General features: G+C 25.4%; 25 protein-coding genes and 3 tRNA genes. 23 read left to right on the top strand and 5 right to left on the bottom strand.

Annotation, left to right across the window (positions count from 1 at the left end):
* The first annotated feature begins 17 nt into the window (after positions 1-17).
* From AACL15_RS04820 to AACL15_RS04785, 8 genes are all read left to right on the top strand, one after another.
* Complete coding sequence (locus tag AACL15_RS04820) at positions 18-3053, top strand: 2-oxo acid dehydrogenase subunit E2 (protein WP_339033948.1); 3036 nt, start codon at positions 18-20, stop codon at positions 3051-3053.
* A gap of 66 nt (positions 3054-3119) precedes the next feature.
* Positions 3120-3195: transfer RNA gene (locus AACL15_RS04815), tRNA-His, on the top strand.
* 70 nt (positions 3196-3265) lie between these two features.
* The gene (locus tag AACL15_RS04810; RefSeq protein ID WP_339033946.1) at positions 3266-4528 is read left to right on the top strand and encodes a hypothetical protein; all 1263 of its coding nucleotides are present in this window, start codon (positions 3266-3268) and stop codon (positions 4526-4528) included.
* On the top strand, positions 4506-4928 hold the full coding sequence (locus tag AACL15_RS04805; protein ID WP_339033944.1) for a hypothetical protein: 423 nt from the start codon (positions 4506-4508) through the stop codon (positions 4926-4928). The genes AACL15_RS04810 and AACL15_RS04805 overlap by 23 nt, the downstream gene beginning before the upstream one ends.
* Positions 4929-4953: 25 nt before the next feature.
* Positions 4954-5178, top strand: coding sequence for an acyl carrier protein (locus AACL15_RS04800; protein WP_339030208.1), 225 nt, complete (start codon positions 4954-4956; stop codon positions 5176-5178).
* Positions 5179-5181: 3 nt separating this feature from the next.
* Positions 5182-5610, top strand: coding sequence for a Fur family transcriptional regulator (locus tag AACL15_RS04795; RefSeq protein ID WP_339033942.1), 429 nt, complete (start codon positions 5182-5184; stop codon positions 5608-5610).
* Positions 5611-5670: 60 nt separating this feature from the next.
* A tRNA-Trp gene (locus tag AACL15_RS04790) sits at positions 5671-5746 on the top strand.
* Positions 5747-5798: 52 nt separating this feature from the next.
* Positions 5799-5874 (top strand) — tRNA-Trp (locus tag AACL15_RS04785).
* A gap of 46 nt (positions 5875-5920) precedes the next feature.
* Here the strand turns inward: AACL15_RS04785 and AACL15_RS04780 are convergent.
* From AACL15_RS04780 to AACL15_RS04770, 3 genes are read right to left on the bottom strand one after another with little or no spacing between them, the layout of a single operon-like run.
* On the bottom strand, positions 5921-6787 hold the full coding sequence (locus AACL15_RS04780) for a DegV family protein (protein WP_339033940.1): 867 nt from the start codon (positions 6785-6787) through the stop codon (positions 5921-5923).
* A gap of 15 nt (positions 6788-6802) precedes the next feature.
* Positions 6803-7627 carry a DegV family protein gene (locus tag AACL15_RS04775; RefSeq protein WP_339033938.1) on the bottom strand — a complete coding sequence of 275 codons (825 nt, stop codon included), beginning with the start codon at positions 7625-7627 and terminating at the stop codon, positions 6803-6805.
* Positions 7618-8469, bottom strand: coding sequence for a DegV family protein (locus AACL15_RS04770; RefSeq protein WP_339033936.1), 852 nt, complete (start codon positions 8467-8469; stop codon positions 7618-7620). Before AACL15_RS04770 ends, AACL15_RS04775 begins: the two co-directional genes overlap by 10 nt.
* Positions 8470-8549: 80 nt before the next feature.
* On the opposite strand from AACL15_RS04770, the gene ytpR reads away from it, so the two are divergent.
* The 8 genes from ytpR (at position 8550) to AACL15_RS04730 (ending at position 14789) form a co-directional block, all read left to right on the top strand.
* The gene (ytpR, locus tag AACL15_RS04765) at positions 8550-9134 is read left to right on the top strand and encodes a YtpR family tRNA-binding protein (protein WP_339033935.1); all 585 of its coding nucleotides are present in this window, start codon (positions 8550-8552) and stop codon (positions 9132-9134) included.
* The gene (locus AACL15_RS04760) at positions 9124-10167 is read left to right on the top strand and encodes a nicotinate phosphoribosyltransferase (protein WP_339033933.1); all 1044 of its coding nucleotides are present in this window, start codon (positions 9124-9126) and stop codon (positions 10165-10167) included. Before ytpR ends, AACL15_RS04760 begins: the two co-directional genes overlap by 11 nt.
* A gap of 23 nt (positions 10168-10190) precedes the next feature.
* Positions 10191-11129, top strand: a complete 939-nt coding sequence (locus AACL15_RS04755; RefSeq protein ID WP_339033931.1) for a hypothetical protein — start codon at positions 10191-10193, stop codon at positions 11127-11129.
* 12 nt (positions 11130-11141) lie between these two features.
* On the top strand, positions 11142-11831 hold the full coding sequence (locus AACL15_RS04750) for a hypothetical protein (RefSeq protein ID WP_339033929.1): 690 nt from the start codon (positions 11142-11144) through the stop codon (positions 11829-11831).
* Positions 11832-11923: 92 nt separating this feature from the next.
* Positions 11924-12274 carry a hypothetical protein gene (locus tag AACL15_RS04745; RefSeq protein WP_339033927.1) on the top strand — a complete coding sequence of 117 codons (351 nt, stop codon included), beginning with the start codon at positions 11924-11926 and terminating at the stop codon, positions 12272-12274.
* 18 nt (positions 12275-12292) lie between these two features.
* Positions 12293-12799, top strand: a complete 507-nt coding sequence (locus tag AACL15_RS04740) for a hypothetical protein (protein ID WP_339033925.1) — start codon at positions 12293-12295, stop codon at positions 12797-12799.
* A gap of 1 nt (position 12800) precedes the next feature.
* The gene (gene tyrS / locus AACL15_RS04735) at positions 12801-14045 is read left to right on the top strand and encodes a tyrosine--tRNA ligase (RefSeq protein WP_339033923.1); all 1245 of its coding nucleotides are present in this window, start codon (positions 12801-12803) and stop codon (positions 14043-14045) included.
* 12 nt (positions 14046-14057) lie between these two features.
* The gene (locus AACL15_RS04730) at positions 14058-14789 is read left to right on the top strand and encodes a hypothetical protein (protein WP_339033921.1); all 732 of its coding nucleotides are present in this window, start codon (positions 14058-14060) and stop codon (positions 14787-14789) included.
* Between the two features lie 443 nt (positions 14790-15232).
* On the opposite strand, the gene AACL15_RS04725 is transcribed toward AACL15_RS04730, so the two are convergent.
* Positions 15233-15976 carry a DUF3800 domain-containing protein gene (locus AACL15_RS04725; protein WP_339033920.1) on the bottom strand — a complete coding sequence of 248 codons (744 nt, stop codon included), beginning with the start codon at positions 15974-15976 and terminating at the stop codon, positions 15233-15235.
* Between the two features lie 112 nt (positions 15977-16088).
* Between AACL15_RS04725 and pgsA the strand changes: the two genes are divergently transcribed.
* The 4 genes from pgsA to AACL15_RS04705 all read left to right on the top strand — a co-directional run bounded on the left by pgsA (position 16089) and on the right by AACL15_RS04705 (position 19343).
* Complete coding sequence (gene pgsA, locus AACL15_RS04720; RefSeq protein WP_339033918.1) at positions 16089-16748, top strand: CDP-diacylglycerol--glycerol-3-phosphate 3-phosphatidyltransferase; 660 nt, start codon at positions 16089-16091, stop codon at positions 16746-16748.
* The gene (locus AACL15_RS04715) at positions 16729-17529 is read left to right on the top strand and encodes an SDR family NAD(P)-dependent oxidoreductase (RefSeq protein WP_339033917.1); all 801 of its coding nucleotides are present in this window, start codon (positions 16729-16731) and stop codon (positions 17527-17529) included. Before pgsA ends, AACL15_RS04715 begins: the two co-directional genes overlap by 20 nt.
* Entirely contained in the window at positions 17529-18035 is a 507-nt protein-coding gene (locus AACL15_RS04710) for a Sua5/YciO/YrdC/YwlC family protein (RefSeq protein WP_339033915.1), read from the top strand. The genes AACL15_RS04715 and AACL15_RS04710 overlap by 1 nt, the downstream gene beginning before the upstream one ends.
* Positions 18036-18176: 141 nt before the next feature.
* Positions 18177-19343 (top strand): hypothetical protein, encoded by a 1167-nt coding sequence (locus AACL15_RS04705; RefSeq protein ID WP_339033913.1) that lies wholly within the window; start codon positions 18177-18179, stop codon positions 19341-19343.
* A gap of 108 nt (positions 19344-19451) precedes the next feature.
* On the opposite strand, the gene rpsD is transcribed toward AACL15_RS04705, so the two are convergent.
* The gene (gene rpsD, locus AACL15_RS04700; protein ID WP_339033911.1) at positions 19452-20069 is read right to left on the bottom strand and encodes a 30S ribosomal protein S4; all 618 of its coding nucleotides are present in this window, start codon (positions 20067-20069) and stop codon (positions 19452-19454) included.
* A 278-nt stretch (positions 20070-20347) separates the two neighbouring features.
* Between rpsD and AACL15_RS04695 the strand changes: the two genes are divergently transcribed.
* The 3 genes from AACL15_RS04695 to AACL15_RS04685 are packed head-to-tail and all read left to right on the top strand — an operon-like array spanning position 20348 to position 23586.
* Complete coding sequence (locus AACL15_RS04695) at positions 20348-22102, top strand: septation ring formation regulator EzrA (protein WP_339033909.1); 1755 nt, start codon at positions 20348-20350, stop codon at positions 22100-22102.
* 16 nt (positions 22103-22118) lie between these two features.
* Positions 22119-23312: a tRNA uracil 4-sulfurtransferase ThiI gene (thiI, locus tag AACL15_RS04690; RefSeq protein WP_339033907.1), complete on the top strand. Its 1194-nt coding sequence runs from the start codon at positions 22119-22121 to the stop codon at positions 23310-23312.
* Positions 23293-23586: a hypothetical protein gene (locus AACL15_RS04685; RefSeq protein WP_339033905.1), complete on the top strand. Its 294-nt coding sequence runs from the start codon at positions 23293-23295 to the stop codon at positions 23584-23586. The genes thiI and AACL15_RS04685 overlap by 20 nt, the downstream gene beginning before the upstream one ends.
* Position 23587 lies beyond the last annotated feature (1 nt).

Here is a 23587-nt window from a genome sequence, read left to right as displayed (position 1 = left end):
AAAGGGGCAATGGGGTTATGGTGCATCTAAGAGCTAGAAATTTGAAGTCAAAAGCAATTTTAAAAAGATGATTATTTTCTGGAGAAGAAGTTATTTTTGGTGAGGACTTTGCCCTTGCTGAATTAGAAGATGGCAGTGAAGTTAAAATAAAGTCTAACTATAACGGTCTTATTGCAAAAACCATTAAAATAGGTAGTCATATCAAGAATGGTAGTATTTTAGCAAATATTGTTATTGGAGATTTAGAAATTGAAAAATATAAAAAGGAAAGTCTTAAAAAAGCAGAAGTTAAATTAATTAATAAGCAAGAACTTGATATTAAAAGTGAAAACTTAAATTCAAATAAGATTGAAAAAACTGAGTATATAAAGTTTAATACTATTAATAATAATGCAATTTCTAATAAAAATATTGAATCAACAATAATAAGTGATTTTAACAAAAAAGATATAGATAATAGTTCAATAAAGTTACAAGAAAATAAAGAGGTAAATGAAATTATGAGTGAATCAAATATGCAACCAAAAGATAAATTTGCTCAAATGAGATTAAGTATTAAAGAATCAATTAAAAATGCTCCTCAACATAAATATAATGGTGATTTATCAAAAGAAGACCTGCTAAAAATTACTCCAGAAGAGGTAAAAAAATCAGATAGTACTAATTTATTTTCAACAGATAATGTTAGTGGCGTAAGTAAATTTAGACAACTTGTAGAAGCAAGAAAAGAAAAGCTGCTTGAAGAAAATAATTTTAAAGAATTTAAAGACAATGCAGGTGAAATAAATGCAATGTCAAAAACAGACGAAAAGGGTCGTCCTTTAATTATGAGAAATATAATTCAAGCAAGAATTGAAAAACTTAATGGTGCTGGGGGAGACACAAGAGTTTTACAATCTGACATTGTAGCTACCAAAGATAATGCTATATTAGACCACCAGAGAGTTGAAAATAATAGCGAGCAACAAAAACACTTACAAGAGAATAATAATGAATTTAAACAAGGGTCTGATGTAAAAAACCAAAATATTGAAACTGAAGCAATTTTTAAAAGGGAAAGTAATGTATCAAATGAATCATATTTTAAAGAAAAAAAATCAACATTAGTAGATTCTGATGATGAAATTGATTATAGTGAGGCCATAATGAGTAAAGACAATTCAAATAAATTTGACAAAGAAATTAACTCAAAAAGCAACTGAAATTATGCAGATACAAAAATCTCTAATCTTCATGACACAAGAAAAAGATGAAATGTTATAAAAAATCATGATGATAGAGCAGCTATTAGACAAAGAAGAGAAGCAATCGAACAAGGTTTAACTGAAGATAATTTAAGTTTTAGTAAAAAAATAAAAGAAATAGGAATACCTCAAGAATTTTTGAGAGAAGTTTTATATCAAGATCCAGAAAGTGGAGCTACAACATATGTTTTATATAATGAGACTCCAAAAGGTAGAATAGAATTTGAAAATTGATTAAGAACTACAAATTTATATTCGGCTTATAAAGCTGAAAAGCGTTTTATTGAAAGGAATCAAGGATTAGAATTTGATGGTCAAATAAATAATAAAGACTTAGCTCAAAATAAGGAACAAGATTTATATAAAAATAGAGAACATGATCTATATAAAAAAATACATTTAAAAATTTCTGAAAATGAAAACTTAAAAACTATTGATAATGAACTTGACCAAAATATGTCATTTGAAACTGTTAATACAGCTGAATTTGATATAAATGAGATTCCTGAAGAAACACCAAAAGTTATTCAAAAGGAAATTAAAACTCAAATAAGTAAAAAGGATGATGAATTAGTGAAAGTCTATGATAAAAAAATTGCTGATGAAACATTGGACTTTTTAAAGGCTGAAATTAAAGAGTTACATAGAACTTTAAAAGAACAAAATCAATTACATGCTGCTACTTCTAAATTAAATCAACAGTCAAATTTTAATGCTGGTCCTGATACTTTTGGTCAAATGATGCAATATATGTTAATGCAAAATATGATGCAAAATATGAATCAGAATAAAGTTTCAAATAGAGATATTAGTGCAAGTGATTTAAAATCAGTGATTAAAGAGGAAATTAATTCATTTGCTAATGAACTAAAAGAAAAAAAATGTAAAGAAGAAGAGCAAATTCTTTTAGAGCAAGAAGTCATTGCAAAAGTTGAAAGACAGTTTAGAGAAAAATATGAGAGAGAAAGATATCAAGAAGAACAATTGCATCAGGAACAAAAAGAAGTAAGGAGACTAGAAAGAAAAGAAGAAAATATTAGAGATATCAACTTTGAAGTTGATAAACCAGATAACTCTGTAGGATATTTACAATTTGAATCTAATGATGAAAATAAAGTTATTGAAAGAGAAAAAGTTAATAAAAATAGAAATTCTGCTGTAAAATCAATGATTTTAAGCCAAAATTTTATTCCTCCACTAACAATTTCAACAGAAATTGATATGAGTTCTATCTTAAAACTAAAACATATGTTGAAGCAAACTCAAAATCATATTAAATTTACAACAATTTCATTTATAGCTAAATCTATCTCGATTGCTCTTGAGGAATATCCAAAATTGAACTCAAGTTATGATCCAGAAACAAACGAAGTTATTATTAAAAAATATCATAATATTGGCCTTGCAACTGAAACAAGTGAGGGTTTAATTATTCCAGTTTTAAAATTTGTTGATAGATTATCAATAAAGGAAGTTGCGATTGATATTAAAGAGATGACATCAAGGCTTCGTGCTGGAGAACTTTTGAATTATGAATCAGAGGGAAGTACAATTACAATTTCTAATTATGGTAATATAGGCGCAATTCAAGCAACACCAACAATTTTTTACCCAAATGCTGCAGTTATTGGAGTAGGAAAAGTTGTTAAAAAACCTGTAGTAGTTGATAATGAAAAATTAGCAATTAAGGCAATTATGCATATGAGTTTAACAATTGATCAAAGAATAATTGATGGAGCAGAAGCTGGTAAATTCTTATCAAAAGTTAAAGCAATTCTTGAAAAACCTGAAATTTTAACAGTTTCTTAAAATACAACAAAATTGTTGTATTTTTTTTGCTCTTTTTAGTATAATAAGTAAGTGCAATATTTTATGGCGTATATGGCGAAGTGGTTAACGCTCCGGATTGTGGTTCCGGCACTCGAGGGTTCAATTCCCTTTATACGCCCCATTAAAGAATTTAAAGTCTCTTTTTATTAAAAAGAGACTTTTTTATTTAAAATATCGATAACTTAATTGAGGTGATTTTTATTTTAGATATAAATATTAAAGATGAAATTAAATTTACAAGTGAATTTAAAGATAAAGAGTTTATAAAGATAAGTGAAGTTAAAAATGACACTTTAAATTTAGATACTATATTTTTTAATGAAAAATATACATTTAATAAAAAAGAATACTATAGATTATTTATACGTCCAAGTTTATCAAACAAAAATGGTTATGATTATTTTCAAACATTTTTTTCTCATTCGATTGCTCTTCAAACAATTATTAATCTCAAGTCTGCAGCAATTAAATTTTACATAAAGACGCCAACAGGAGCTGAGGTTATAAAAGTGGGTAAGGATGATTTAGTTATTATTCCAAGTTATAGCATAACAGCATGAAGTAATAAAACCTTTCGCGTAAGCAATTTTGATTTTATGCAATTGAATATACCAGCTGATTTAGTAGATGGTCAACAACAATTATTTATAACATATAGTGCCAGTTATAATATTAATGGTTATAGACTAAAACCTCATTCAAATTATGGCACAATTGAAATAGACCGAAGAAATTTAACTCAGCATAAATATGAAACTAATAATACTGCTATTACAATCTCTAATCTTGCTTATGGTTATTTGAATTATGATTTTAATTATAAATATAAAAAAAATTACTTTGATTTAGTAAAAAATGATTTAAATATTAGAGTAGAATCAAATTCCTTGAATACTATTGACCCAAAAATGAAAATTAGAAGTAAGTATTCTTTATGAAATGAACTTCAATTACCAGTTTTAGGTAGTAAAATGAATACTTTTATTAGTATGTTTTTAGAAGGAGTTAATAGAACAAATAAACTATCTTCAATACCAAAATTAAAGAGTTCAGATAATTTTTCAAAATATTATAATATAAAAAAAATTAAAGATAAATTTGTATATCAAGATAATCAATATGTTATAAATAATGATAATTTTACTACATACAAATTTATAAAAAACATTGTTGAAGAGGATGAAAATGGAAATGCTGGGATTTTATGAAATCCTTTATATAATAATTCAATTATTTATAATAGAGTTATTGACCTTAACTCAAGAGAATTATCAATAGACTATATTTCGGAAAACTTAAATAAAAAGTCATATGAAATAAATTATAGTGATGAGGTCATAAATAGGAGATTTGATTTTTTAATAAATTGAAAAGTAGCTGAGATAAATTCAATAGGATGAAATGAAAAAGAGAGCGTTATAAACTACATAAATGAAAATCAAAAAACTTTATAAATATTTATTCCTGTTGATATTTTTCTTATCAATTATCTCTACTTTTAGCTTTGTAATTTTTTACTATATAAAATCTAGTAGTTCTGTTATTGAAACTGATACAAGTGTGGAAGAAGATAAAAATCCTCCAGTAAATGATAAAAATGATTTTGTTAAAACTAATCTAAAAATAAATTTTACTTTAGAGCAGAAAATGTATATTATTAATTTTTCAAATGAGAGATATTTTATTTTAAATGAGTTTAAATATTATTTTTTGTTAGAGTTTAATAAGTTAGGTCCTAAAAATAATAATATTGATATTAAGTTTTCAGTAAGTAATTTAGAATATCCCAAGCAGATTTATGTTCTTTATCAATGTGAAAATCATAGATATACTTGAAATTTTAAACTTATTTAAGTTATAATTATTATAGGTGATTTAGATGAATTATTTTGAAGAAATTAAAAAGGCGCTTTTAAATAAGGGTGCAAAAGGTACAATTACTAATAAAACAGAATTCAAATCTATGGGGTTAGACTCACTTGATTTAATGGATATGATTGTTACTTTAGAGGAAAAATTAAATATTACTGTTTCAGATGAAGACTTATTAGATATTAAAAAAGTAAGCGATCTTTTAGAAATTATTGAGAAATTGAAAAAATAACTTATGGGAAAGAACCTTAAAGAGTATTTGGAACTTTTTAAAAGTAAAAAAATAAAACTTACTGATGTAAGAATGTCTATGTTAAATATTATAATCTCAAAGAAGCATTTTACAATTAATGAAGTAATTGACATGGTAAAAAATGATTTAGGCTCTGTAAACGTAATGTCAATATATAATAATATAGATCTATTTTTGGAATTACATTTATTATTTGCAAATACAATTAATGGTAAGCAAATAATCTATGAAGCAATCTCGCCGCAACTTATGCACATTTTTTGTGATAATTGTGGAGGGTTAGAAGATCTAGAAAGTCCTTCCTTAGCAAATGAATTATTTTTAAGATTCTCTGAAATATTAAAAGATAAGGATATGACTTTAGAGCATTTTAAATTAGAACTCCATGGAATTTGTAAAAAATGTAAATAATTTAATGTTGAATTTATACATAATATTTTTTAATGATATAATTAAAAGGTATTTTTAAATAGGGGTATAGTTCAGTTGGTAGAACATCGGACTTCAAATCCGAGTGTCGTGGGTTCAAATCCTGCTACCCCTGCCAAATAAAAAACTAATTTATACCTAAATAATTTTTAGGTATTTTTTTATTAAATAGGGGTATAGTTCAGTTGGTAGAACATCGGACTCCAAATCCGAGTGTCGTGGGTTCAAATCCTGCTACCCTTGCCAAATAAAAGAAAAAATAACGTTTTGCATTTTTTTTAAATGCAAAACGTTATTTTATTTTTTTAGGTAGTAAAGATTTTTTAATTGCTATAAGTGCTATTGTATCAATACCTGCATGTCAAGGAAACACGGTAGGTACTTTAGCTTCCTTAAACTCAAATTCATTTTCGTTTAAATAATTTTTTATTTGTTCAATTATTTTATTATTTATTTCCTCTAATGAAACAAGAAGTAATTCATATTCACTTTTCATTTCTTTTTTTAAAGCAGTAGTCATTTTATCTAATACTGATTTGTAAGTTCTTCCCATTCCAATTTTCTTAGGTTTTTCTAATCATTGAATTGAAACTTTTGTTTTCATAAATTTCAAAATTGCTATTAGCAAAGAATTTGCGCGACCACCTTCAGCAAATTTTTTTAAATCACTTGGTATGATTGCAGTTCAAGAGTCTTTAGCTCATTTATCTGTTTCTTCTTGAAATTTTGAAGCTTCATTAATTCCAGATAAAATCATTTCTTCAAATTTTAAAGCTAATAATTGTGCACAATTAGCTGCAATAAAATGTTTAATAATTGTAACTTTTCCTTTATAGTCATCTTCATTTGCTAGCATCACAGCAGTTTGATGCATACCAGATAAGTTTGAAGGAATTGTTAAATGAATTATATGATCAAATTCTTTTAACATTTCATCATATTTTTCCATTAATTCCCCTGGCGATGCTTGACTTGTTGTTGTACGATTATTACTTGCTAAGACTTTCATTAAGTCATTTTCTTTAATAACTTCTGGTGTATCAAAATAATCATCTTTGTTGTTAACGATTAAATGTAATGGTATTACCCTTATAAGTTTTGAATTATGCTCTTCTGGAATGAAACCAGTAGAACTATCTACTAATATTCCTATTTTCATATATATTCTCCTTATTTATTTTCATATTCCTAATGCGAATGTTTCTCTACCCGTATGACAAGTAATAGTATTTGGCATTTCATCTAAAAAGCCAAGTTTAAATCCTAAATTCATTGCTGCATCTTTTACCATATTTAATGTTTCTTCATCAATTCTTGAATAAGAAATATCTATGGTATCTTTAGTACTAAATTGTTTTAATGCTGCTAGTGCTTCTTCAATTGCCTTTTTGAAGGTTCTAGTTTTACCATGTTTATCAATTTCTCCATCATATTTTAATATTGGTGTAATTTTTAAGAACTTTGCAAGTCCAGCCGCCGCCTTACTAATTCTTCCACCTCTTACTAATTGATTTAATGATTTAGGAATGATAAATACTCTAAAATCCTTATTTGCTTTTTCTATTAAATCAGATATTTCTTTCGCATTTTTTCCTTCTTTAATTAATTGTAAAACTCAATGTACTTGTTTTTTTAAAATTATACTTACGCCATTTGTATCAATTACAAATACTTTTCCCTTATAATCATCTTCATTTGATAACATTTTGCAGGTATTATATTGTCCCGAAAGACCTTTCGAAAGTAATAGACATACAACTTGGTCATATTCCTTTAATAATTCATCTCATTTTTCCATCATTATACCTGGGATTGATTGTGAAGTTTTTAATAGTTGTGAATCATTTAAACTATAAAAGTCATCTGGTTTGAAAGATTCATCATCAGCAATTTGCTCTCCATCTTCTTTAGTAATCATTAAAGGTACTAGATAAAGATCTTTAATACTATTTATATCATTAATTCCACACGACGAGTCAGTAATTACAGCTATTTTCATAGTTTTTCTCCTCATATTTGAAACGGCATAAAAGCAAACGTTTCCCTACCAGTATGACAAATAATTGTATTTGCTAGATTATCTAACAGTCCAATTTCATAGCCGGCTTCTGTTACTATTTTTTTAACAAGATTTATAGTCTCTTCATCGGTTCTTGAATAAGAAATATCTATTTTCTTATTTTCAGGATAAAGTACTTTTAATAACCTTAATGCTTCTTCAACAGCTTTTTTAAAAGTTCTAGTTTTACCTTGTTTATCAATTTCTCCATTGTATTTTAGAATTGGAGTTATTTTCAATATTTTTGCAAGTCCAGCAGCAGCTTTACTAATTCTACCACCTCTAACTAATTGGACAAGAGACTTAGGAATGATATAACCGTGTATATCATTATAATATTTTTCAATAATATCTTTAATTTCTTCTCCAGTTTTACCCTCTTGAATTAGTGATTGAACTAATTCTAATTGACGCTTAATAACGATACTTACGCCATTATTGTCAATTACGTGTACTTTATTTATATATTTTTCCTCTTGAGAAAACATTCTGAATGTATTAAATTGTCCTGAAAGACCTTTTGAAAGTAATAAACAAACAACTTGATCATATTCCTTTAATAATTCGTCTCATTTTGTCATAACATCACCTGGAATCGACTGAGAAGTTTTCAAAAGTTGTGAATCATTTAATTTATAAAAATCATCTGTACTCAATTTTTGATCGTCAGCTATTTGTTTTCCATCTTCTTTTGTGATCATTAGTGGAACTAAATACAGGTCTTTATAATCTTTAGTATTCTTTATTCCACAAGAAGAATCAATTAAAATTGCAATTTTCATAATTCCTCCTCTATATAAAAGACTTAATATATTATATAATTGTTTTGATATTATTCCAATAGAAAAGCCAGGTAATTAATATGAAATTATTTATAAAGTATATTAAAAACTTTAGTACAATAAGTGTTATTTTGAGTAATAAAAAAATTACTAGAACTGAAAAAGATTTACAGTTAGCAATTTTATTTCATCATAAAGAAATTGTTGGTTTCAATATATTTAATTTCAAATCTAATAAAGTATTTCATTTAGAAGATAAAAACTTAAAAAGAAAAGTAAGACCAATTTTAAAAAAATATTTAGGAGATTTTAAATTTGAGAGACAGTTTATTATTGCTAAAATAACTGAATGTGAAAAGATTCCTGAAACTCATTTATCAAAATGTAAAGTTAATATTGGAAAAAAAGAAATTCAAATTATTTGCGGAGCTAAAAATGCAAGAAAAAATATTTATACAACATTGGCTACAATAGGTTGTTGGATGCCTGATGGAACTCAAATTAAACCCGGGAAACTTAAAGGTTTTGATTCATTTGGCATGTTATGTTCAGCAAGGGAACTAGAAATTAATAATGAAAAATATAATAATGAAGGAATTATGGAATGAGAAGTTGATGATTCATATATTGGTAAGTCAATTTGAGAGGTTTTAAATGAAAAATAAGTTTAATATTGATTTAAGAATATTTGAAGATTATTACTCAGCTGATTATTTTAAAAAAACTAGAGAGATTCTTAATAAATTTAAACCTAATCAATTAGTTACAATGCAATGGTTTCAAAGAAAAGAAAACACAGTGATTTGTGGCATTGAAATAATAAAAGAAATTTTAAAATTATCTAATATTAAAAATCTAATTGTTGAAGCAGTTGAAGAAGGAGCAATTGTAAATTCGCTAGAACCTGTTCTAAAAATAACAGGGAAGTATAGTGATTTTGCACATTTTGAAGGTCTTTTTGATGGAATTCTTTCAAGAGCTTCTACTGTTGCAACAAATGCAAGGAATATTTTAATTGCTGCAAATGGCAAAAAGGTTTTAAATATGAATGATAGAATGGATTATTATACAAATCAACAAATTGATGGTTATGCTTCTTCAATTGGAGGAATTAAAAATTTGGTAACATATGCATCTTTTGAGTATTTGAAAGAAGAAACAGTTCTAAATGGAACAATGCCTCATGCATTAATTGCATCATTTAATGGAGATTTGATTGCTGCTACTAAGGCTTATAAAGAGGTTTTTCCTAATAATGACTTAGTTGTGCTTGTTGACTATAATAATGATTGTATAAATGATTCTATAATGGTTTGTAATCACTTTAAAAATGAGATTAAGGCGCTAAGATTGGATACTTCTTCAAATTTAGTAGATAAGTCATTAGCAAATATAAAAGAAAAGGGTAATGAGCTTCATGGAGTCAATCCTACCTTAGTAAAAATGTTAAGAGAAAAATTAGATTTAAATGGTCATAAAGATGTAAAAATTATTGTTTCTTCAGGATTTGATGAAAATAAGATTAGTTATTTTGAAAAAAACAAGGTTCCTGTAGATATTTATGGTGTAGGAGACGCTATTACTAAAAATAAAATTGGTTTTACAGGAGATATTGTATTAATTGATGGTAAAAAACAATCTAAATTTGGTAGAGAAAATGCCTTTTCAAACAAGATAAAAAGTATAAAATATAGGTAATATTGTATAGAAAGCGGTTTCTTATGAATTTATTTAGAAAGAAAAAAACTAAAATTAGTGTACTTGAAAATTCTAATGAAAAACAAGAAGACAGAGCTCCAAATCATTGAACTTATAATGATGACCCTTTATTGAATATGGAACCTTTATTTTCAGATGACCCTGAGGCTCGCAAACTTTCTAAAAACTTTTCTGCCTCTTCAAATATGGACCAATCAAATAACTCAGATTTAGTTGTAAGAGATAAGCTGATACAGTTAAGAAAAATTGTCGGAGCAAAACAAGTAACTGCTCAAAAAACAGAGGGAGTATTAGGTTCAATTATTGATAGAGCAAGAAAAAACTCACAAGATATTCAAACTCAGGTACTTGAAAATGATCCTGTAATTGCTAAATTACTTAAGATTGAGAATTTAAGAAAATCAGGAGGAGTAGATGAAGACCTTTACACTGATGTTGAAAAAATTAAAAGTAGCACTGTTAGCTATGCAGATAGAGCAAAAGAATTTTATTCAAAACATACAACAAGTAAGGGAGTAGAAAGTGAATTAGATAGAGTAAGAAGATTATCCCAAGAAACTCAAATTAGAAGAGAAGAACAAAAAAGAGAAAATGGAGAATTTGTTAAAGAATTGAGAGTAGATAAAGAACCGCGTGTTGTTAAAAGTATTTTTAAAATCGAACCAAGAAGATCTTATACATATGAGATTACTAAAGAACAGGAATTAAAAAATAAGTTGTTAGAAATTAAAAAGGTAAAATTTAGAAACATTGAAGAAGAAATTGAACTTACTATTCAAGAAATTGATTCAAAACAATTTAAAGATGACAATAAAAAAGCTGAGTTTTTTGAAGAAAAACTAAAGGAATTTGATAAGTTATTGAAAAATAGTACTAAAGAAAATAGAAAACCTGAACTTGAACTTATTAAGCCAAGAAGAGTTCAAAATAAAAAGAAATAGGGTGAATTTTAAATGGACAAGAAAAATAATGATCTTATTTTAGATAAGAAAACGTATGAAACTGAAGAAACAAAAAAACGACTTGATGAAATTAAAAATAGTAATATATTAATGAGTTCACAATCAACAGCTAATGATTTTTATGTTCCTAAAAGAAAAACTAAAAGTTCTCATTTAGAGAAAGTTGCTATTATAAAGCCAAGAAAGAAAAAAAACCTTCCTTTTAGTCCTGAACAACAAAGAGAAATTGAAGAAACAATTACAAATTTACAATCAGAATATAGAGTATTTGATAAATCAAATAAAATTTTTGAAAAGAGACTTTTAAAAGAAGAGCAAAAATTATCAAGATTAATTCTTAAAACTAATAGAAAGATTGGTAGTTTAATTTTCAAACAAGATACAGAGCAATTAGAAAGAACTGTAGAATTGCAAGAGGAATACTTAAAGGCCTTTGATAAGGTTAGCGTTAATATAGATACAATTGTGTTGAGAGAGCAAAATATACCTCTTAAAGATAGAAGAAAACATATTTATAGTAAAGCCTACAATGCAGAAACTGAAAGAGCAAGAAAGCTTATTGAATTAAGAAATAAAAATAGAGCTACTTGAACAAATCAAATTAAAAAAGAAGTTAAGGAAAATTCAAAAAGAAAAAGTGAAAATTGAATGGAGAGACTTGGAATACTTGATGATGAATAGTTTTTTATTATCAGGTATTTTTATATGTCAATTTATTTTTGAAAAGCCACGTTAGTGTTATATAATTTTAATAATTATTAGGAGATTTAGATATGAACTTAACATTAATTTATGCATCAGCGGCAGTTGAAAAAACACAAACAGTTATGATAATTATTTTATTAGCTTTAGCGATAATTTTAACTTTATATACAATAATTACTTTAAGAAAAGTAGGTATTGCAGCAAAAAAAGTTGACTACTTTTTTGAGGATTTAACTTATAAGTCAGAAATGCTAAATGCAACAGTTGACACAGTTGCAAGAGTTACCAATTATGCAGATATTTTTGATGCTTTTGCTAAAAGAAATGTTAAATCATGAGTTAAAGTTGCAACTAAAAATAAGGATGTTGTTTATAAGTTAGTTGATAAATTAAGAGAATTTGCAAATTCAAAAGATTAGATGAGGAGGTATTAATATATGTTTAAACTATTAAGATTAGCCTCATGAGTTTTTATTGGAATGATGTTAGCTCCAAAAAAAGGTGTTGAGATTAGAGCTGACTTTGTTGATTATTTAAAAAAGTATAGACCACAAATAAAAAAATTAATTAATACAATTGAAGAAACTTGAGAAAAATCTCAAGGAAATGAAAGTGATGAAATTGTGGCAAATGTTGAAATGAAACTTTCAAATATTAGAGAAGCTAGTAATGAACTTGATGCTGCTAAATCAAAGGAATTGGCTTTTAAAGCTCTTCAAAAGATTGGACAAACTACTGTTAAAATTGGACAAGAAATTTCTAAATCCAACAATGTAAAAATAATTGCTAAGGACTTAGCTCTAATAACTGTTGATATTATTGATAAAGCAGACGAAGTTTATTCAAAAGTAAAAGATGTATCTATTAGTATGAGTGATGATGTTTATGAAACTGGGGATTCAAAAAAAGTAAAAGTAAAACCAAAAATTAAAAAGGAGAAATAAAATGCAAAGTATTTTAAAAGAATTAGAAGCAAGGGACTTATTGAAACAATACACAAATGAGGAAAAAATAATTAAAGCTCAAAAACAAGGGGCTGGCTTATACTGTGGTTTTGACCCTACAGCTGATTCACTTCATGTAGGTCATTTAATTCAAATTATTAATTTAAAAAGATTTAAAGAGTTTGGCTTTAGTCCAATTGCAATCCTTGGTGGAGGAACTGGTATGATTGGAGATCCAAGTTTTAAAAGTGAAGAAAGGAATTTATTAACTTTAAAACAAGTTGAAAAAAATGTTAATGGTATTAAAAAACAATTAAATTTTTTAATACCAGATATTAAAATTGTCAATAATAATGATTGACTTGGAAAAATGTCTCTTATAGAATTTTTAAGAGAAATTGGTAAAGATTTTAATTTAGCTTATTTACTTGCAAAAGAAAATATCTCTTCTAGAATTGAAAAAGGATTAAGTATTACAGAATTTTCATATACAATGCTTCAGGGATATGACTTCTATAAATTATATCAAGACCATAATTGTTGAATGCAAATTGGTGGTTCAGATCAATGAGGTAATATTACAAGTGGAATAGATTATATTGCAAGTAAAATTGGTAGAGAACATTCTAAGGCTTGTGGAATAACAATGAATCTTTTAACAAAAAAAGATGGAGTAAAGTTTGGAAAGACAGAATCTGGAGCAATCTGATTAGATAAAACAAAAACTAGTGAATATGAGTTTTATCAGTTTTTTATTAATCAAGATGATGAAGACTGTGAAAAGTTATTTAAATTTCTAACTACTGTTTCATTACAAGAAATTGAAAAAATTAAGAAGGAACACTCAAAAGAACCTTTTAAAAGATTAATGCAAAAAAGGTTAGCTCAGGAAATAACAACTTTTGTTCATGGAATAGATGGTCTAAAGAAGGCTGAAAAAATAACTCAAGCACTATTTAGTGGTAATATATTTGATTTAGAAAAACAAGAATTACTATCAATAATTAATTCAATGGAAAAAGTACAAGTAAATAATAATAAAACCATGGTTGAGTTTTTAGTAGAATCTAAAATAGCAACTTCAAAGAGAGAGGCAAGAGAACTACTTAATGAAGGAGCTATTTGAATTAATAACAATAATAAATTTGATGAGAATACTATTGTTAATGAAAAAATGGCAACAATAAATAATTTTATTATTGTTAAAAAAGGTAAGAAAAAATATATAATTATAGAAATTTTATAGGAGTGCTTAATTATGAATTTTAATTTAATCTTGAAAAAAACTTTAGGGGAAATTTTAAATTACTTTAATGAAGAATGTTTTAAAAGTATAAAAGTAAATAATAAAAGTATAAAACTAGGATCAAAGGAATTAGTAGATAAAATTACTACTGAAAGTTTAGAATTAATTGATTCAATTATTTTTGAAGTAAATGCTCTAAGACAAGAAAATCAGGAAATATTAACAACACCAAATGTTGATCATAAACTTTATGCAACTACAGAAATTTTATTATCATCTGCTTTTGAAGCTTTTAAAAAAGTTAAAGAATCATTTACAGATCTAAATTTTTTGAAACACTCACAATCTGATGTAGATTTAATTGATTTAAATGAAAAATTTGTTGTAAGAAAATTAACTTCAAATTGTCAAAGAGTTTTAAATAAGTATGAAAATTTACCTTCAAGATTTTTAGATAATTTAAAAGTAGAAGAACTTTTAAATTGCTTTAAAAGAATAATTCCTTGTGAAAATATTAATGATATTGTTGTTTTAGCAAGAGAGGTTTTAATAAAGCAAGATGAAATAAAAAGATTAGATTACTTCATTGATTACAATGCTCTTGTTGATGAATACGGATGAGTGCATGATATTGTTAAATTATCTTCAGCAAATGCTGAACATATGGGTTTAATAGTAAACGTTGAAATATTTTCAAATGTAATATCTCAAAGTAATTTTAGCAATTTAAAAGTTAATATTTAAAAAAACTTATATTTCTAAGAGTGAAACCCAAATAGTAAGTACAATAAAAAAATATACTTAAATTATTTCATATTAGGCTAGCATGAGCTAGCTTTTTATTTTTACTTAATAATATTATAGTTGAATCAATTTGCTTAATTTCCTATAATTTTGTAATTTGATATTTCTCCTTACAATTTTTAATCTTTATTTTCCATGCTTTGATTGTTCTAAAGAGTCACTATATTTCTTTTATATATTCAACTTCATTGTCTCAAAAAGAACCTTAAAATGTTCAACTGTAATAAATTTTGAATATTTATCACTATATTAAACAATTCTCTCTAGATTCGTTTGTATACTTAATAAATTTTTGTCATTTTTTTACCATAAAAAATGAACCTCATCTTATTAAGAATGTACAATATTTTTATTATTGTACTTACTAATTAGGGTTCATTTTCCTATATATCAGTTTTTTTATTTTTATTCATTTCATGTATTTTTTTGAAATAAGATTTTTTAAATGGATAATAAATGGTTCCATTTTTGATTCTTTCAAGATACTCTTTCTTTATTTTTGTTTGAAATAACTCATTCTTTTCAGAGTTAGGATTGTTGTAAAAAGTATAAACAACATGATCTAGAATATCAGCTAGTCTAATAACATCAGTTAATTTACTTGAAAGGTAGTAGGTATTTATAGTATATGGTTTTTCAATATAATTAGTTTTCAAGAGATTTTCTAATTGATTATATTCAGTCTTTTTTAAATTTCTTTCGTCCATTAAAATAAAAATTCTTTTACATTTTTCTTCAAAAGAGAATAATTTTGAATTAAAATGTACTAAATTGTTAACAAAAAAATCATATGCTAACATCTCATTAACAGTAAAATGTTCACTAAGTTCTTTTCTAGAAACAACGGAAAAAATGGGATAGATAAAATCACCAATTTCTTCGAATATTCTATTTATAAAATCTACCATTGCTAGCTCATCAGATTTGTTTCCCTTTAACTCAAAGTTTTTTGGAATATTATATTTATTTTTAATCTCATTTTCAATTAGACGGATTTTTGTCTTAACAAGGTCTTTATCAGAATATAAAAAACCACCAACAATAAAGTAGTTGGCTATGTCATTTTTATTTAATTTTCCGCTTTCGTCCAAAGCAATGTATAATTTTTCATCTATGAAATTTGCCATAAAATTCCCCATTTATATTATTTTATCATATATGATTATTCAAATATTTAAATAATCATAGGTTAGTTATTAGTGTTGTATTATAATAAGAAAGAATGAAAAGAGGTTCTTTATGAATTTAGCAAATAAAATTACATTAGTTAGAATACTATTAATTCCATTAATAGTTATCTTGCTACTGTTAACTCCAGTAGAGTCTATTTATAGTGGAGTGCCTGCACTAAAATTAACTGTTATTAGTATTGGAAATTATAACCTGACATTAACATATCTAATTGCAGGAATATTATTTATTATTGCTAGTTTAACAGATATGTTGGATGGGTATGTAGCTAGAAAATATAATATGGTTACAAATTTTGGTAAGTTTTTCGACTCAATTGCAGATAAACTTTTAACTAATGCAATTTTAATTATATTTGCTTGTTTTAAAATAATTCCAATTTGGATGTGCGTTATTTTAATATGTAGGGATTTTATAATTGATGTTGTAAGGCAAGTATTAGCAAATTCTGCAGTAGTAATGGCTGCGAATCAAATGGGAAGAATTAGAGCAACAGCTGAAATGTTAGGTTTATCAATTTTATTTTTCTTGGGTATTCAATGTTGAGATGGAATGGGAGAGTTTGGTTGAGTAAACCAAGTTGTTATCATACCAATGTACTTAACTACACTTCTTTCAATTATTTCTGCTTTTATATATATAAAAGCAAATAAAAAGGTTTTATTTGATAGTTCAATGGAGAAAAAAAATGAAGAAAAACCAGAATAAAAATTCATATGCTATAGTAACGGGAGCAAGTAAGGGACTTGGTTATGCATATTGTGAAGAACTACTTAAGTTGGGTTATAACATTATTGGTGTGGCAAGAGATACAAGTTCTCTTAAGAAACTACAAGATAAGTATTTTGAATTAAAAGTGGAAGCTTGAGATATAGATCTAAGTAATATTAAGAACTCTTATAAACTTTTTGAAAAAACTAAAAATTTTGATATTGAAATTGTAGTTAACAATGCTGGTTATGGTGTTTGAGGCTTTTTTGAAGAAACTGATTTAGAGCAGGAACTAAATATGATAGACTTAAATATTAAAACTCTGCATATAATTACTAAACTATATGTTCAAGAATTTCAAAAAAATAATAAGGGTAGAATATTTAATATAGGTTCTATGGCAGCATTTACTCCAGCTCCAGTTTTTTCAAGTTATTATGCTTCAAAGGCTTATGTTTGAAGTTTGGGAGTAGCAATTAATACAGAACTGAAAAAAGCCAAGTCCAAAGTTAGAGTTATCACTTTATGTCCAGGACCTTTAAAAACTGAGTTTTGAAATAGAAGTAGTAACCAAAAAGAGGCAAATTATAAGTCAACAATTAAAGTTATGAAGACAAGTGTGTATGCAAAAAAGAGTTTATATGCAGGACTAAAAACTAAAAGAAAAAATTATATCATAACAGGTAAAAGTAATAAGTTCGCTAAATCCCTTACAAAATGAGTACCTCAATCAATAGTGTTGAACTCTGTTTATAATTATCAAAGAAAGAGAAAATAATGTTAAGTAATAAAAATATTGAATTAGCTATAAATCTTTTAAATAAAAATGAAATAGTTATTTTACCAACAGACACCATATATGGAATTAGTGCTCTTTATAGCGAAGAAAATGAAAAAAAGATTAATTTAATTAAAAAATCATCGTCTTCAAAAAAATTAATTATTCTATTCTCAAGATTCAGCCAGTTAAAAAAAATTGTAAAAGTGGATAAAACTTTTAAAAAAAATACTAAGGAGAAATTACCAATAACTCAAATTATTAATTCTAAATTTGGTCCAATGGCTTTTAGAAAAGTCAAAAGAAAAGATTTAAAGAAAATAATAAATAGAGTAGGTCCAATTTTTTCAACGAGTGTTAACTACTCGGGAAATAAATTTTTAACAAAAAGAGAAGAATTTGAATTATTTAATATACAAATTAGTGATATATTTTGAGATGGTGAACTAAATTCCAAACCATCAAAAATTATAAATCTTGCTACTAATAAAGTGATTAGAGAATAAAAAATTATCTCCTTATAGATAATTTTTAAATTAGTTTTTTTATTAACCTATCTTTAATTAAAATTAGCATTTTATTTATATTAATATAAAATATCAATAGAAGTGGGTTTTATGGGTGGGTTATGAAAAAAGGAGATAAGTATGAAATATTTATTAAGTTTAATGGGAATTTCATTTTTTGGAGCTGCAACAATTTTGCAAACTCCGATTTCTAAAAATAGTGAAAATTATTTAAAATCTATGAACAATCTAGATAATAATTTAATTTTAAATAATGAGTCTTATGCTAAAACAAACATTACTGTTTTTAAACCAACGGATATTACAGTTAATTTAAATTTGGTATCCTCAGACTCAAAATCTATTGGTGAAGAAATACTATTGACATTAATGATTGAAAATCCTGAAATACCAGAATTAATTGATGTATATTTTTCTTATTCATCAAACCCTAATATGTGAGAATTTAAGAATATCAATTTAACAAAACCAAATTTAGGAATGGTTGTTGAATATGAAAATGCTACAATTTTAGCAAAACCAAATAATACTGATTTTATTGGTGCAATGAGATTTAATGTTAAGTTAATAAATCAGGAAAATCAACATTTAATACCACTTACAAATCACATAACTAAAAGAAATTTGGGGATGTTAAATGATAATAAAACTTCTACAATACTTAAAGTTTTAAAGGAAAAAAATCCAAATGTTATTTTAGATGAAATAAATGTAACTCAAATTACAACAAAAGATGCTATTATTTTACCTAAAGACGATAGTTCAGTTTATGATCCAACAAGTAGTGTAGTGATTACTTTTACAGTTCCAAATGCTTCTTCAATATCTGTTGATATGAATAAAGAATTGAGAATTGTAACAACTAGTTATTCAGATAACTATTTTGTAATTGAAAAAAATATTGGATTTACAACAACACCAGTTAAAAGTCTATCTTGAACTAATGGAACTGCTGATTCAAGTGTAGAGTTTGAAATTTATAGAGCATCAAATACAATTTATGATAAAAATTACCAATATTCAGTTACTCAGAAAAAGGTTACTGGAATTACAGAAGCTAGAAGTGTTGCTACAGATAATAGAATAAATAAAAAAGCTGGTGGAGGGGGCATTGCTCCAACTTTTTTAATAGCAAGAACATTTTCTGGGATATCTCAATATAAAAATGAAAAAGGTGAAACTATTATTCAATTTGTAAATATTATGGAAGCTCAATCGTCTAATATTAAAGATGCAAGTTTTACGCAAAGATGATCAGGTGAGGCAACTTTTAATATTAAATATTAGATTAGACATCAAAAAAATAGATTTATTTGATAACTTAAAAAAGTCAATTTTAATATTAAATTATTATCTATATAAAAACCCCTTAATCAAAATTAAGGGGTTTTTATATTATTTAATTAAACGGTTGTATCATTCAACAATTAATGCTTCATTAATTTCCTGGTTTAATTCTTTTCTTTCTGGCAATCTTAATAGTGATCCAGTTAGTTTTGTTTTATCAAATTTTACAAATTCAACAGTTGATACATTTGATGCTAATGCTTCAACAATTTTGTCATTTTTTTGCATTTTTTCTTTAACAGAAATAACATCTCCAATTTTAACTGAGTAAGAAGGAATATCCAATTTTTTTCCATTAACTAAGATATGTCCGTGAGAAACTAATTGTCTTGCTCCCTGTCTTGTTAATGATAATCCCATTCTGTAAATTACATTATCTAATCTTGATTCTAATTGTTGTAAGAAAATTGTACCTGTAATTCCCTTAATTTTTTTAGCTCTTGCATAAGTGTTTCTAAATTGTCTTTCAGTTAATCCATACATAAATTTCACTTTTTGCTTTTCTTGCATTTGTTGACCATAACCTGATAGTTTAGTTCTTCTTGCTCCATGTTGACCAGGTGCTGTGGTTCTTTTTTTACCTTTTGAGAACTCTTTTCCTGTTTCTAAGATAGAAAATCCATATCTTCTAGCTTTTTTAAATGTAGAGCCTGTATATCTTGACATACTTTAAATCCTCTTAATTTTCTATTTTTTTATTATTTATTATACTATTTTGGAAAATCCTAACTAAAGTTAAACTCCAGCAAAGGAAGTCTATATTTCGCCCTTCATCTGCAGGGGTTACTTTTAATAACTTATAGACTAATTATTTTGCAGTGTTTAATTGCAGATTAACCAAAAATAATTATATCTCAAATAAGGAGTAAAAAATAAGATATTTTAAAAAAAAGAACAAGATTTATGTATATGATATAATGAAATTAATTCTAAGGAAGTATTATATGAAAATATTATGGGATATTGATCAAATTTTTAAGAATCCAATATACATATCTGCTTTATGTATTTTTTTTGCTTGCCTTATTGCAACAATGATTATCCTTATTTTGCTAAGTATTTATAAAAAAATAATTCAAATCGCAGCTAAAACAATTGATTTAATTGATGATTTGAAAAAATCACCTTTAAAATATCGTTTAAATAGAATATCAATAATATTTGACGAAACAGGTAGTTTTGAAAAGGAACTAATGATTTGAAGAACGAAGTATGAAATTTTATTTGAAAAAGAGTTACAAAAAATACTTGTTGATTTTATTTCATTATTAGAAGAAAAAAAGAATACTTTACCTAACTTAAAAAATGTTAAAAAATTTGAAGCAATATACTCAAGAGTAACAAACATTAATAAGAATGTTCATGATATTTTTATTGATATTATGAACTACCTTGAAATTGAATTTATTCAAAGAGATTCTATAACATTCCAAAAAGAGTTATTCAGAATATTAAAAGATGAGGTTATAATGACAACATTTAAAGATGTTGCAATTGATGAAGAAAAACTAAAAAATACAATTGAACAAATTGATGAACTTTTTGAAGATTTCTATTTAAAATTAGATGAAGGTAAATATAAGGAAAGTTGAGATTATTTATTAAAAATTGATCAAGCACTGGTTTTTCTAATTGAGCTTTTAGACTCAATTCCTTATGTGATTTCAACAATTACTACTGTAATTCCTGAACTAATGATAAGTTTAAAAAATAAACATATTACATTTGGACCAGTGGAGAAAAAATTGCCTAGAAATGCAATTAAGTATGCTGAACTTGAAAATCAAGTTGATAAGTTAAGAATTAAAATAAATAATGAATTAAAAAAATTACAGTTCAAAAAGGCAAATAGAACTTTAAAAGAAGTTTTTAATCAAATTTCAGTTTTTAAAAGTTCAGTTGAAAACGAAGATAATTTAAAATCATTTTTTGAAGTTAGAACTCCAGAAATTAGAAACAAGTTTGATAGAATTGAGCAATCATCAAGATATATTGAAAGAGATTTTGTAAAAGTCGAGGGCATATCAAAGCAAATTTCAAAAGAAAGAAATGATTTTGAGAATGCGAAGTCGTCTTTTAGGAAAACAAAAACAAGAGCGGATTTATTATTTTCTCAAATTGATTTAGGAACAAATAGTGGTAATGAAATAATCTTAACTGATATTAAAACTCAAATGTTAGAACTTATGGATCAATCATTAAAAGATATGACGGCTTTGGAAAGATCTGCAAAAATAGTTGAAAGTAAAAGTACAAATATTGACTCATTAGAGAATCAAATAATTTTTGTTCAATCAATTTTGAATCAATTAGATATTAAAATTAATCAATATAAATCAATTAAAGAATTAGAGAAATTTATTTTGCCAATTCAAGAAATTCATACAAAATTACAAAAAATTTCTACAGATAAATTAAAGAAAATATCAACTTTAGAAGATCGTTCAGCAGTATCAAATGAAGTTGAAATGTGTAATCAAGAAACACTTTTTATTGCAAGAGATTTAAATGATACAATTTTCTTAGACTATATTTCCCAAGAAATTATTATATATCTGGAAAGATATGTAGGAAAAATTGAAGGAATTGAAAAAATTATTTTTGATTGTGAAGGGTTATTTAAAACAAGACAACTTGATCAATTAATTGGTTATTCTTTAAAAACATTATTAAAAATTAAGGAAAACTACAGAAGATAAATTATAGAGGTAATAAATGAAAAATATTTTAATCAGATATGGAGAACTAACACTAAAAGGAAATAATAGAAATGCGTTTATTAATAAATTAATTCAAAATATAAAATATAAGTTAAAAAAGTACAAAGATATTATTTTTTATAAAAAAGATCATAATAGTTTAGTATTAGAAATTAAAGATGAAAATAAGTTAGAAGAAATTTGTAGTATATTACAAAATATTTTTGGTATATATTCTTTATCGATTGTAGAGATTGTAGAAAAAGATTTGGATTTAATTTTACAAAGATGTTTAGACGTGGCAAGTCAACATAAAGGAACATTTAAAGTTGAAGTTGAAAGAAAAGATAAAAGCTTTCAGATAAGTTCACAAGATTTAAAAACAAAAATAGCAGTTAATATACTTAAAAATAATCAAAATATTAGTGTCAATGTCCATAATCCACAATTGAAAATAACAGTTATTATAAAACATAATGGTGCTTTTATATTTACTTCAAGAATAAATGCATCAAAGGGTTTACCTGTTGGGGTTAGTGGTAAAGGATTATCTCTTCTAAGTGGTGGAATTGATTCACCAGTAGCTAGTTATTTAACTTTAAAAAGAGGTATGCAAGTTGATTTCTTACATTTTATGACTCCACCACATACTTCAAAAGAAGCATTGGATAAAGTTTTTCAATTAACAAGTAGGATAGAGAAGTATAATCAAAGTAATTTCTCGCTTTATATTTGTGATTTTTCAATTATTTTAAAAGAATTAATGCATATAAAAGAAGAGTCTTACAGAATTACAATTATGAGAAGAATTTTTATTAGAATAGCAAATAAGTTATGTGATTTAATTAAAGCAAATGCAATTATTACAGGAGAGTCTTTGGGGCAAGTAGCAAGTCAAACGATTGAATCAATTAATGTTATTAATGAGGTTTCAAAGATACCAATTTTAAGACCAGTATTAACTTGTGATAAAGAGGAAATAATTGAAATATCAAAAAAAATTGATACATATAATATATCTATCTTACCTTTTGATGATGTTTGTTCAATGTATGTTCCAAAAAATCCGGTAACAAAACCTAAATCTTTTATAGCTCAAAAACAAGAAGAAAATTTATTTTTAGATGAGTTAATTGACTATACATTAAAGAATTTAATAAAAACATATATATGAAAAGATGGTGAATTATATGAAAAAGAAAAAAGTTAAAAAGAAGTCAGAAAATAATAAATTTGGAGTTTTTAATGGCAGTGTTATAAATAGTGAAACTATAGGAATTAATCAAGAATTTGCAATTGAAGATTATAAAGATTCATCATTAACAATTTCAGAAATTAAAAGTACTAAATCTATTAATAAAAAAAATGACAATAATGTTAAGAATAAAAAAAGAAAAACAAATTATTTAATTTATAAAATTACAGCGTATATAATAATATTATTATTAATAATATTATTAATTGTTTGATTTGTTATTACTTAGA

Source organism: Spiroplasma endosymbiont of Cantharis rufa (genome assembly GCF_964019665.1).
Lineage (GTDB): Bacteria > Bacillota_I > Bacilli_A > Mycoplasmatales > Mycoplasmataceae > Spiroplasma_A.
The sequence above is the reverse complement of the archived record's forward strand: the minus strand, read 5'-3'. Positions and strand labels throughout refer to the sequence as shown.